Source organism: Neobacillus rhizosphaerae, from assembly GCF_050477885.1.
Classification (GTDB): Bacteria; Bacillota; Bacilli; order Bacillales; family Cytobacillaceae; genus Neobacillus; species Neobacillus rhizosphaerae_A.
In genome coordinates this window covers 137,602-149,649 of sequence record NZ_JBCNAC010000117.1, presented here as the reverse complement: position 1 = coordinate 149,649, position 12,048 = coordinate 137,602, and the positions used below count along the sequence as shown (strand labels likewise).

Annotated in this window: 11 protein-coding genes; 1 reads left to right on the top strand and 10 read right to left on the bottom strand. The window is 36.3% G+C overall.

The window, feature by feature from the left end; all coding sequences use genetic code 11:
• Positions 1–80: 80 nt before the first annotated feature.
• The 5 genes from ABES03_RS16560 to ABES03_RS16540 form a co-directional block, all read right to left on the bottom strand.
• Positions 81–1,754, bottom strand: a complete 1,674-nt coding sequence (locus ABES03_RS16560; RefSeq protein WP_430118655.1) for a hypothetical protein — start codon at positions 1,752–1,754, stop codon at positions 81–83.
• A 114-nt stretch (positions 1,755–1,868) separates the two neighbouring features.
• Entirely contained in the window at positions 1,869–2,495 is a 627-nt protein-coding gene (locus ABES03_RS16555; protein WP_430118653.1) for a hypothetical protein, read from the bottom strand.
• Between the two features lie 28 nt (positions 2,496–2,523).
• A complete protein-coding gene (locus ABES03_RS16550) occupies positions 2,524–3,957 on the bottom strand; it encodes a methyltransferase domain-containing protein (RefSeq protein ID WP_430118651.1) in 1,434 nt (477 codons plus the stop codon).
• 413 nt (positions 3,958–4,370) lie between these two features.
• The gene (locus tag ABES03_RS16545; protein WP_430118649.1) at positions 4,371–4,955 is read right to left on the bottom strand and encodes a hypothetical protein; all 585 of its coding nucleotides are present in this window, start codon (positions 4,953–4,955) and stop codon (positions 4,371–4,373) included.
• Between the two features lie 347 nt (positions 4,956–5,302).
• Positions 5,303–6,007, bottom strand: a complete 705-nt coding sequence (locus tag ABES03_RS16540) for a Crp/Fnr family transcriptional regulator (protein WP_430118647.1) — start codon at positions 6,005–6,007, stop codon at positions 5,303–5,305.
• Between the two features lie 37 nt (positions 6,008–6,044).
• Between ABES03_RS16540 and ABES03_RS16535 the strand changes: the two genes are divergently transcribed.
• A complete protein-coding gene (locus tag ABES03_RS16535; RefSeq protein WP_430118645.1) occupies positions 6,045–7,172 on the top strand; it encodes an aminotransferase class V-fold PLP-dependent enzyme in 1,128 nt (375 codons plus the stop codon).
• A 108-nt stretch (positions 7,173–7,280) separates the two neighbouring features.
• Here ABES03_RS16535 and ABES03_RS16530 read toward each other — a convergent pair whose 3' ends face one another.
• From ABES03_RS16530 to ABES03_RS16510, 5 genes are read right to left on the bottom strand one after another with little or no spacing between them, the layout of a single operon-like run.
• On the bottom strand, positions 7,281–7,760 hold the full coding sequence (locus tag ABES03_RS16530) for a DUF3830 family protein (protein ID WP_430118643.1): 480 nt from the start codon (positions 7,758–7,760) through the stop codon (positions 7,281–7,283).
• Between the two features lie 15 nt (positions 7,761–7,775).
• Positions 7,776–8,918 (bottom strand): NAD(P)/FAD-dependent oxidoreductase, encoded by a 1,143-nt coding sequence (locus ABES03_RS16525; protein WP_430118641.1) that lies wholly within the window; start codon positions 8,916–8,918, stop codon positions 7,776–7,778.
• Positions 8,919–8,939: 21 nt separating this feature from the next.
• Positions 8,940–9,908, bottom strand: coding sequence for an ABC transporter ATP-binding protein (locus tag ABES03_RS16520; RefSeq protein WP_430118639.1), 969 nt, complete (start codon positions 9,906–9,908; stop codon positions 8,940–8,942).
• On the bottom strand, positions 9,874–10,905 hold the full coding sequence (locus ABES03_RS16515) for an ABC transporter ATP-binding protein (RefSeq protein WP_430118637.1): 1,032 nt from the start codon (positions 10,903–10,905) through the stop codon (positions 9,874–9,876). Before ABES03_RS16515 ends, ABES03_RS16520 begins: the two co-directional genes overlap by 35 nt.
• A gap of 11 nt (positions 10,906–10,916) precedes the next feature.
• Positions 10,917–11,981: a M24 family metallopeptidase gene (locus ABES03_RS16510; protein WP_430118635.1), complete on the bottom strand. Its 1,065-nt coding sequence runs from the start codon at positions 11,979–11,981 to the stop codon at positions 10,917–10,919.
• Between the last annotated feature and the right edge of the window lie 67 nt (positions 11,982–12,048).

Here is a 12,048-nt window from a genome sequence, read left to right as displayed (position 1 = left end):
GTCCCTCCTGTTTGTTATTCTTGTATAGTATAGGAGAAGAGGTTTTATTTTACACAAAATATGATCTCAATACTTAGCTTTTAACGGGAGTTATTAGATTTCCATTTATCATTAATAAATTTGTATCCCCAAATGCCAAGAGCTATCATTAGAATAGATAGGATTAACAAAACATAGGGTGCTGGGATTGGTAAAGGCGGGCGTTTACTTTTTACAAAGAAATCAACAAGAATAGACCAAGAACCCGTAATGGTTGAGATAACAACAAAAATCGTCGATATTAGTAAAAAACGATCCGTATTCTTTTCTCGTTGATCATCTTCTTCTCGTTCTCTGTCCCTTCTTTCTTCCTTTTCTTGTTCTAAGCGGTTTTGTTCTAGTAGTTCCCAAGCTCTTCGCTCTTCTCTCTCTTGTTCCAGTCGTTTCTGTTCCTCAGCCTCTCTTGCTCTCCTCTCATCACGCAATTGTTCACGTAATTCCAACTCTCGTTTCTCTTTTTCTTTTTCACGTTTGGCTGCTTGAAGTTCGGCAAGAGATGCCAACGCCTCCATTTCGGAGTGAATATCCTGCTTTAATTCTTCGATACTTAAATTTTTCGCAATGACTTCGTATAAAGCTTGCTGATGGGTCACACTTGATACATGTTTAAAAAATCCCCGAAGAATAAGAAAGTTAATTTCTTTCCGTAATTTTAACACTTTGGCTTCAGAGGTATTCTCATCTATTATGGTTTCGTCTTCACCTTTACTAATTTCCGATGCTTCTACATTTAGTGCCAAAAAGGCATACCGTTGATGAAGGGCTAAGATATAAATATAAAAATAGGATATTTCTAGATTCCCAATATAGTTGCTAGAAAAAAAATCATTTGTAACATCATTTTCAGTTAAATAAGCTAAATTAGCTAATCCCTCTAAAGATACACCCCAATAACTATTTTTAAACAGCTGGATTGTTTGAGGATTATTGGCTATGTCAAATTCAAATGGTGAGGGTAGATAAGAATTTTTATATCCTTTACGAAGCTGGAAAAGAGCAAGTTTCAATTTATGTTCCCACTGTGGCTCTCTTAGAAACATTTTATCTAATAGCATAAAATTATATAAAAGAGCCGTTTCAGGATTACCTTTTGAATTTGTAAAATAAGTATGGACCCTTAATTCATTTAACATATTCCCTGAAATCTCAGATAAAGTTCTAAAATCCATCGATAATTCATTCATCGGCTTAGCTTTCTTTTTAAAGTACACAAAGTATTCCTTTTGGTTATATAAATTTGCGTTATACAAATGGTGTAAATGCTTCAAATGATAATTAGTAAGAATGATGGTTTCAAGATCATGACTAGTATGTTTAATATCATAAAGTAAAAAGCCAATCTGGGTTTCGAATACATATAAAGAAACTTTAGTAACTTTAAAATTGGTTACTTCTTCCCCATTTTCGTTCATTAAGTAAAAATTCTGAGAGGTATTAACGGGCAAGTGATATTTTTCCCTTGCTTCCCGTTTTAAGTCAAAAGATCTCCCAATGGTACCTTTTGTTATTTCATCTTGATTACTTGCTATAAGATTCGATACATGTTCTAAAATATTTTTTCTTTCGATTTTCTTATTATCAATAATCCAGTCAGCTGCTAGTGCTTCTTCTACTTCTAGATAGCTGGTACTATAACAAAATGGAATGATTAAAGTGGTTTTACTCTTTTCAGTTATAATCTTTGTCCTAATTTTAAGGGTTTCAAATTCATCCATGAGTTTCTCCCATACCGTTTGCTTTTCATTTATTTGTTCATTTGTCTCTTCTTTACCTTCAAAAAATGAAAAGTAAACAATCTCCAATCCTTTCAAAGCGACTGGAGAGTTCTCTTAATTATTTATCACATTAAGTAATTCTTCTTCAGAATATAGCGTAGAAATTCCAGGTTTATCTTTAAGATAACGGTAAATTTCATCATTTGTAAAATAATTCTTTAAACCAGTGATAATGGTCGATAGATATTGAATAGATGGTTTTGTCAACTTAACTTCAGTAATGTCCCAAGGAGCTGTGAACGTAAAAACCGGATACCCTTCACTTTCACCAAGATATAGAATATTTCCATACCAAGCCTTGTTTCTAAATACCATCGACCCTTCCTCAATTACCTCGTTTAAATCAATGTCAAATTCCAAACCATTGTTTTCTTGTTTAAGAATATCTAAAAATTGGTCTCGGGTAATTAAATATTTCTTACTCAGTGTTACATTTTCTTTTTCGGTTTGAAGTCCTATAAAGGCAACCCCTTGGTGTCCCCATCTTGCTGATTCCTTTGCAAAATAAAGAGGATGAGGGATTTCGAATAAGGATTCATTTAGAGGCAGAGATGTATCTCTACAACCCGTTTCCACCTTATCGGAGCCTACTGGTTTGCCACCCTTGATATAACATAAAAAACGCTCATTATTAATATTAGATCCGTAACTTGCATACCAAACATACTGACCTTTGCTCATATTCTTTCACAGGCTTCCCATTCGAATTTTATTTTCTGCCGATTGCACAATAATGAATTTCTTGAAAATAGAAAGACTCATCCAAGAACATTAATTCAATTTCTTCCAAAGCATTTTTGACCCACTCATACTCTTGACGATATCTAGTATTGTCAGGATGATTCTTGAGTCTATTTTTAAAATAGTTATATCTAAATGTAAAGTTCTCAGTAAATAAATTATGCCGTTCTTCGGTATTTAACGCCGTAGTATCGCGAACATTATAAAAGGTTTTAATATTTTTAAATCCTGTTCTACGTAATTGATAAAACTGTTTTCTGGCATTTTCCCGATCAGAGACACCTTCTATCTGACTCGTTAGTTCTAGGATCGTACCTATTAAATTTTGGTCATCTGGGTAAGCAATCTTTGAACCATCATCTGAACCGCGAATGGCAAAGTACCCACCCCTTGTTAGGAGATTTCGAATCTTCAGTAAGGCCTTCATAGGTTTTTCTAAATGATGTATGGTAAAAGCAGAGAAAATGATGTCAATTTCTTCAATCCCGATGTCACTTAATTTGGACCTAATGGTTTCTACAAAATCATCTGCTTCAATATCAACATGGAAAAACGTAAACTTTTCATTTTCATAATTATTTTTGGCATCTTTTATTTTATTTTCATTAAAATCAATCCCAATGACATGTTTCACATTCTCAAACTGACTAAAACGTTCATAGGTTACTACGCCTGAAGCGCACCCTAAATCTAGGACAACCAAATCTGTTTTTTCAGCAAGATTACTCATAATGTATTGAAATACTTCTTGATCGATTTCTTCATAGTTTTTCGCTTGTAAAATCAGGCGTTCTTCTTCACCTTTATGGGAGGAGGAGTAATGAGATTTTTGTCTAGCCTCTTTTTTGACAACAGGTAGACTATTTAAATCAGGAAGCGCAATTTGTGTACTTGCTTCCTCCACAACAGACTCGGTATTTTTTATAAAGGAATTGTTTATTGAACTATCCAAATCAGCAAATCCTAAAATAGCAAGTAAGTTTCGTAGATATTCATAAACTAGATTCGCCTCTCCGCGACTACAGGTAATCCCATCATGAACGATTTTGTTTCTCAGGCTGACAATGGAAGAAAAATTTAATGTACGAAGTAGACCTAGGTCCTTTGATGTGTGAGTAGCCCATTTGTTCATGAGATCACTTTCACGGAAGAGACCAACTAGCTCTCCAAATCCAAAGTCTTCTACCCCTTTATTCCCCTTGCCAATCTTTTTTTCTATTTCTAATATGTATTCTCTATCCTTGTAGGATAAGGAAGAAACAGCTTGCTTAAAAATCTTTTTAAAGACTATCTCAAACACTGTACAGCTTTCTTTAACTGCTACATCATAGTCTCCTGTATCAATTACTTTTTGAATAAAACCTAATTTATCATCCACTTTGGGTTGATTCTGAGCAATCATTTGTTACCTTCCTTTTTATCTCACTATTTGTAAAACTTAATTACTATTATTATACCAAAATCATGGAAAGTAGATAACGAAATTTCAATTAAAGTGGGTATATTAACTTATTATGAGAGACTTCCCCAGCCTGCTAAAAGCAACAAAACAAGTTTGTTGAACGGTTTCTATCAAAGCTGTCATAATGCTTAAAAATTTATCGTTTAATCATAAGTCAAATCACTTGTGTATCTGAATGCTCCAAAAGCTGCTGCTTCTGGTGAAGTTCTTATTCCTGTATAAATCGCCACAATAATCTCGCTTAAAAAGGCCATGTTCTTCCAACATGACCTAAGTGATATTATTTTTTATGGTTAAGAAATGCCAGAATCGCGGTGATCATACTAGAAAATAGATCGCCAACATGAATGTGTCTATTTAGCTGAATGAATGGCGTTTAACTCTTCTATAATATGATTAGCATATGCCTGGCATAAATTCATAACCGTATCAATGACTACTTTTGTTGAATATTCCATGAAGTTCTCCATGAAGTCCCTATTATCCGGATGCAGGAATGTACCTATAAATTCGACCAGCAAATCGTTTACTAGCTTGGTATGGAATAAAACACCTTCCGCATGGACTACTTGCTCTTCAACGCCCGAGCCTTGGTAAACTAACTGTTGAAACCGAGGCATATTTTCTTCAAGGAAATTAGTTTCTTCGACTTGTTTCGGAACATCCGCCATGAGAGAATGGAAAATTTCTAGTGGGAAAAACTGTTCTTCTTCGATACACTGTGCTAAAAAAGAGATGGCCGTATTTGTATTTGCGTATTGAAAGGTTACAATTTCTAAGAGTTCCTTTAAATACTCTTCATGCGAACCTACACCTTCTCTTATTTTTATTAAAACCTTTTTAACTCCTTCTTCCCGCTCAACTTTATCCCAATGAGGCTGACTAATAAAAGCATGAATGACTTCTGCTGTGTTTTTTGATAATAGTTCTAATGACAATGTTATCGTCTCCTCTAATTAATTTCGTATTTATGAATCAGTTTCAGGTTAAGATCATCTTACTTAACTAAGTTCTTAATAGCTGATTAGAAAATAGATTTTGCAACATACTTCACATTATAACTCAGACATCAAATGACATAAACTTTTAATTTTCAGAAAAAAAAGAGGCGCCACTTCAGCCTCTTGCACGTAAACCTTTCAAGTAAACAATAAAAAAGAAGACGTTTCTACTTAGGTAGATTTGTATTTTTGGTGCCTGACACCATAAAAAGATCAATAGTAAAAAAATAATGACATTGTTAACTATTTTACATTATTTTTTGAACTTTCAAAATATAATAAACCTAAGGAAATAGCATTTTATCATTAGCCAACTCAGCAAGTTCCTCAATATTATTAATCACATATAACTTTCCTTTTTTTACAATATATGAATGATCTTCAAGCCATTTTATATTCTTTGCAATGGTTACCCTTGTAGTACCTAGTAAGTTTGCCATTTCCTGATGAGTAAAACTAATGGTTACTTGAACCTGTTTCTCACCTATCCTTACGCCATATTGTAAAGATAGCTGAATGAAAGCTGCACAAACCCTCGGCAAGGCTTTCATATAGCTTAATTGTAAAGATTGCGAACACAAAAGCCGATATTTTTTTGTAATAAGGTCAAGAGTTTGATGAATGTATTGTGGGTTATTCGAAAGAAAATCAAAAAAGGTTGGGATTGAAATTCTATGTAGTATTACTTCAGATGCGGTTATTGCATTAGTAGCATAACGGGAGTCACCATTCAAAGAACACTCACCTAGTAGCCCATTTTTCCCGATAATTGCGAGCGCCTTTTCTTCTCCGTTTGGTGAGATCAAGAACAACCGAACGCGTCCAGATTCAATTAAATATATATAATGGCCAACTTCGTTTTGATGGAAAATAGTTTCGTGCTTTTCAAATCTAATTTGTTCGGATTTTGGCTTTAATTCCTGCCACGTGAAAGGAAGATAGTCCAGCCAAGGATTTAGCAAATTGAACTCATTAACAATATCATTCATTTTCTTCACCTCATTTTGATATGAAAGGACTTTGTTTATGGAAAATTTAGTAGGAATTAGATCGGAATTTCCCATCTTAGAAAAGAAAATCATACTTTCAAGTTGTTCACAAAGTGCAATATCACGTAAGGTAATTGAAGCCATGGATGCATATAAGAATAGCTTAATAGAAGAAGGCATGTCTTGGGATGTTTGGATGGAAAAGGTGAATAGCGCGAAGGTGAAATTCTCTCAACTTATTAACTGTAGACCTGATGAAGTAGCCATTTTATCTTCAGTTTCTGATTCTATTTCATCCATATTACACTCATTAGATTTAAATATGCAAGAGGTTTGTGTAACAGAAATGGATTTTCCTTGTATTGGCCACGCAGTCTTGGCACAAAAAAGAATTCAAAATTTTAAAGTTACATTTATACCATCGGATCATAATGTTATACCACTAGAATACTATGAAACATATATATCTGAGAAAACAGGACTTACCTGTATTCCCCATGTTTCCTATTACAATGGATTCAAACAAGATATTAAAGAAATCGCAAAAATTGCCCATAAAAAGGGATCCCTTCTTTTTGTAGATGCCTATCAGTCTGCAGGCAGTTTAGATATAGACGTTAAGGATATGGATATTGATATATTGGTAACGGGAATGCAGAAGTATCTTCTAGGTGTACCTGGCATCTCGTTCCTTTATATAAAAAAAGAGATTTCAGAACAATTATCACCCTCGACCATTGGATGGTTTGGGCAGAAAAACCCATTTGACTTTAATTTAAAATCATTGGAATTTGCTGAGTCTACGCAGCGATTTAATACTGGGACTCCTCCAGTAGTTAATGCTTATATCGCTGATGCAGCTCTATCTCTCATAAATGGGATTGGGATAAAGGCAATAGAGCACCATTTGAACAATTTATCATCTTATACTTTAGAAATGGCTACTCAAATGGGATTTCAGATTGCTAGTCCATTAGATTTACAAACGAAAGGTGCCAGCACAGCAATTTATGTTAAGGATGCTAATAGGATTGAATATTTATTGAAAGAGCAAGGCATCATTGTATCGGCTCGAAAAGATGTCATCCGTATCGCACCACATATTTATAATACCAAAGAAGACATTTATGAAAGTTTAGCTCAGTTAAGCAGTTTAACTTTGTGATTCCCCCTATTATACTTATTGAGTCTAGCCTAATATTAGGCTAGCAATTTTTTTTGAAATTAAAAACGCACCTTTTAAATCAGGTGCGCTCAATTTAATAATTTTGAATTATTTAAGGTTCTGGCTTATCATTATTTTTTGCTGTCCCTTCATATGAATGACTTTGCCAATTTCCTCAAGTTCCACCAAATCTTCTTCTACCACTCTTGCAAAAAGATTACCCGGAATCCAACCAGCTGGAAAAAAGGTGCGTGCTTCTTTTCCATAAAAAAGCCCAAAATCATAAATTGGAGTTGGAATCCCCCCCCATGCGTACTCAGGCATAAAGGTAAAAAGAATATCTCCTGGCTGAGGGAAACAGGTTAGATTTTCTTTTGCTGGATCATGAAGAGGTGTATCTTTACAAACATCTACTGGCAATTGGATAGAAATTTCCTTCCCTGTATACATTGCATGCCTTCCGGTAGTATAAATAGGGTTCCCAAGCAATCTCATGAAAGCGGCACTTGTCGAAGGTGCCTTCTCATTTAATAATCTTGCCTTAAGTGAAACATCTGAATCTAAAAAGGTAATCGTAAATGTATTCAAGATTATCTTTCCCTCCTATACCACACTTGGTTCAAAAATCAGCTGGTTATTTTTAAATCGCCGATAATTTAAACTTGAAACATCAATCTTTGGTGTTTGTTCAGCTACGATTGTGGCTACAGCTTCCCCAACCGCAGGTGACATCATAAACCCATGACCACTCATCCCCACCGCCTGATAATAACCTGGTAAACCATCTACACAACCTAGAATAGCCTGATGGTCCGGAGTACTGTCGTATGTACCATCAACATGTGAATGGATGACAAGATCCGTAAGCGGCGGAAAAATTTCTGTTCCGACTTCTGCAGCCCTTAACTGAAAATCAAACATATTAAACGGTGGCTGCAAGTCTTTTCCAAGATAACTTAAATATATAGTCCCATCGGTTAATTGTTTGGCAGCAAACCCCATTTCAAATGAAATAAGCAGGGGCTCAAGAATTCGTTCTGTAACCCGATTGGTATATAAAATTCGTCTTACTTCAAAATTAATAGGCAAATCAATTTCAGCAGTTTTTGCTAATCCTTTAGAACCCAATCCAGCCGCATTCACTACTTTATCACAAGTAATGCTCCCACGATTTTTACAATAAACTCCCTTAACCACGCCATTCTCTACAATGATTCGCTCCACATCATCATTTATGAATTGAACACCTTTCCGCTTGGCAGCTTTCGCAAAGCTATGAGTAACATGATAAGCATCATCTGCGAACCCATCGGTTTCACAAAAGGAAGATGCAATGAAACTTGATTCGTTAATACCTGGTACAATTTCTTTTGCCTCTAAAGGGGATAAAAACTTAGTAGGAATTCCAAGTGAGTTTTGTAATGTCACACTCTGAGCATATTTCCTTTTTGCTTCTTCGGAATGGAAGGTATAAAGGTATCCAACTTCTCTAAATTTTATTTCATGTTCAGGCTCAAGATATGCATTAATATTTTTAAAAAACTCTGTTGATGCTTTAGACATGATACAGTTAATTTCTGTACCCCACTGTTGCCTGACACCACCTGGGCAAATCCCGGTAATATCCGATGCGATTCCACCTTTATCAATAACTAATACATTTGAATAACCTTTTTCGGTGAGAAAATAAGCAATGGAACAGCCAATGATTCCAGCTCCAACAATAATGACATCGTAATTTTTCATATTACTCTCCCTTTCTAGGCTTTAACGAAGGTGACAAGCAACCCAGTGGCCATTTCCTGTATCCTTTAATTCTGGAGATATCGACTTGCATTCCTCCATCACGTATGGACAACGAGTATGGAACCGGCAACCTTCAGGTGGATTCACCGGACTCGGGATATCCCCATTTAAGATAATCCGTTTCCTTTTTAATTTGGGATCTGGTCTTGGGATGGCAGACAATAACGCTTGAGCATACGGGTGTTTAGCATTATCGAAAAATTCATCACGATCCGCGATCTCTACTATTTTCCCTAGGTACATGACAGCAATCCGGTTTGAAATATGCTTAACGACACCTAGATTATGTGTAATGAACAAGTAGGTTAAACCATATTTCTTTTGAAGGTCCTGAATTAGATTTAATACCTGTGCTTGTACAGATACATCGAGTGCCGACACAGGTTCATCCATGATAATTAGTTTTGGATTCACAGCCAATGCCCTGGCAATACCAATTCTTTGCCGCTGGCCGCCAGAAAATTCATGCGGATACCGGTCGATATAGGCATGGTTTAATCCAACATCCTGCATAATTTGCTTGACTCTTTCTTTTCGTTCCTTTTTAGATATGTCTAAATGGATAGACATTGGTTCTTCCAAAATTTGCTCTACCTTTAAGCGTGGATTTAGTGAGGCATAAGGGTCCTGAAAAACAATTTGCATATCCTTTCTTTTTTGTTTTAAATTTTTGGATGTAAGTGCTCGAATGTCCTCATTTTCGATTAGAATTCGACCTTCGGTTGCCTCGATTAATCGAAGAATAACCCTACCTGCAGTTGACTTTCCACACCCTGATTCACCAACAAGTCCCAGAGTTTCACCTTTCTCTATATAAAAGCTTATATCATCAACTGCCTTTACAACGCTCGTGGACTTGCTAAATAGCTTATCTCCCTCGACAGGAAACCACTTTTTAAGATTTTCCACCTGTAGCAATTTCTCTGCCATTTAAATCCCCCTTTCCACCTGGCCATTGGTTTGAATAGATCCAACACCTAATTCTACGATCTTTACATTCAATAAGCGGTGGTTCCTCCTGCTGGCAAATGGATTGTGCATATTCACACCTGTTTGCAAAACGACAGCCTTGTGTTACTTCAGAAGGATGCGGAACTTGCCCAGTAATTGGATTCAGCCGTTCCACCCTGCCATCTATATTAGGAATTGACTTGAGTAGTCCAATAGAATAGGGATGCTTGGGAGATTCGAAGAATGATTCGACATCGGCATATTCCACAATCCTGCCAAGGTACATGACAGCAACTTTATCGGCTGTTTCCGCAACTACACCAAGATCATGAGTAATCAAAAGGATGGCCGTATTCAACCTATCCTTCAGATCATTCATAAGTTCTAATATTTGCGCCTGTGTTGTCACATCAAGTGCCGTTGTTGGTTCATCCGCAATAAGCAAATCCGGGTTACATGCTAAAGCCATTGCAATCATTACCCTTTGTCTCATTCCGCCAGATAACTGATGAGGATACTGCTCTGCCCTTTTTTCTGCAGAGGGGATTCCCACTAATTTAAGCATCTCTATTGCCGTAGCTCTTGCTTCTTTAGACGAAAGTCCTTGGTGCTGGGAAAGAACCTCCATAATTTGATTACCAACCGTAAAAACTGGATTTAACGATGTCATTGGTTCCTGAAAAATCATAGAGATTTCATTTCCTCTTATTTTTCTAATCTCTTTTTCTCCCATTTTTACGAGGTCTTTTCCTTTAAAAACTACTTCACCCTCAATAATTTTTCCATGCGGCTTAGATATGAGCTGCAAAATGGACAGTGAGGTAACACTTTTACCACTTCCCGACTCCCCCACTATTCCTAAAGTTTCCCCTTTTTTTAAGTCAAAAGTAACCCCATCAACTGCAGCCGTTTCCTTGCCATCATGATAAAAATAAGTTTTTAAATTCCTGACCTCCAATAAGTTTTCCATAGCCATTCTCCTTTGACTTAGATATGGATATGTCTCGGTGTATTAGTCAGAACTTCACAACCGTTGTTCGTAACCAGGACCACATCCTCCACCCGAACACCCGCTTTTCCAGGTATATATAATCCTGGTTCAATGGTGAATACCATTCCCGGTTCTAATACCTCTTCGGATTGCAAGACAATCCTTGGATTTTCATGAATTTGTAGTCCTACACCATGTCCAAGACCTCTTAAACTGTAACCCTCCAGTCCCTCTCTAAAAAACACTTCCCTTGCAACAGCATCTAAATCATGACCGGTCATTCCGGGCTTTACTTCTTCAACGGCCCGTTCTAATGCTTCATGTACAAGGTGATAATATCCTTTTAATTCCTCATTCGGATTACCAATCCAGAGAGTTCGTGTCATATCTGACATATATCCTTGGTATTTAACTCCATAATCAATTAATAGAAAATGATTCTCCTTAACTTGATTATTTGATGGAACCGCATGTGGAAGTGCGGCACGTATGTCGGCAGCAACGATTGTTCCAAAGGCAGGACCATCATGCCCGTGTTTTCCCATCAAATATTCTAATTCTACAGCGACTTCCCTTTCAGACATTCCAGGTTTTATTAACGGTATTAAATCTTTAAATGCTTGATCTGAAATAGCAATAGACTCGCGGATTACTTTAATTTCCTCATCATCCTTAATCCTTCTAATTTTGAGGAGTTCAGTTGTAAGAGGAACCCATTCACATTTCTGGATTAAGGATTTAATTTTATTAAATAGGTGAAATGAAAGTGATTCTGATTCAAAACCAATGGTCGAAATCTCTTTGTCCTGAAAAACAGATTGAATCGTTACAAATGGGTCAATTCCATGTGTGATGATTTCAAAATCAGGGGCCTGCTCCTTTGCCTGTTCTGTATACCTTTGATCAGTAATCAAGCCGCAATACCCTGCAGTAACAAGCAAATAGCCGTTGCTTCCTGAAAAACCGGAAAAATACCTTCTATTTTCATAGGATTGGATAAACAAGGCATCCAGCCCCTGTTCCTGCATCAAATTACGCAGCTTGTTTATCCTACTGTTCATCCTTACACCTCCATACAGGTACCTCATATAGTCAGGGTGATATCTCCCTCTTGTGCCCGAGCGATAT

Bases quoted from the DNA above. Each gene is read 5' to 3' on its own strand.
- ABES03_RS16560 (WP_430118655.1), bottom strand. From the start codon at position 1,754: ATGGATGAATTTGAAACCCTTAAAATTAGGACAAAGATTATAACTGAA.
- ABES03_RS16520 (WP_430118639.1), bottom strand. From the start codon at position 9,908: ATGGCAGAGAAATTGCTACAGGTGGAAAATCTTAAAAAGTGGTTTCCT.
- ABES03_RS16525 (WP_430118641.1), bottom strand. From the start codon at position 8,918: ATGAAAAATTACGATGTCATTATTGTTGGAGCTGGAATCATTGGCTGT.
- ABES03_RS16510 (WP_430118635.1), bottom strand. From the start codon at position 11,981: ATGAACAGTAGGATAAACAAGCTGCGTAATTTGATGCAGGAACAGGGG.
- ABES03_RS16515 (WP_430118637.1), bottom strand. From the start codon at position 10,905: ATGGCTATGGAAAACTTATTGGAGGTCAGGAATTTAAAAACTTATTTT.
- ABES03_RS16550 (WP_430118651.1), bottom strand. From the start codon at position 3,957: ATGATTGCTCAGAATCAACCCAAAGTGGATGATAAATTAGGTTTTATT.
- ABES03_RS16535 (WP_430118645.1), top strand. From the start codon at position 6,045: ATGGAAAATTTAGTAGGAATTAGATCGGAATTTCCCATCTTAGAAAAG.
- ABES03_RS16555 (WP_430118653.1), bottom strand. From the start codon at position 2,495: ATGAGCAAAGGTCAGTATGTTTGGTATGCAAGTTACGGATCTAATATT.
- ABES03_RS16540 (WP_430118647.1), bottom strand. From the start codon at position 6,007: ATGAATGATATTGTTAATGAGTTCAATTTGCTAAATCCTTGGCTGGAC.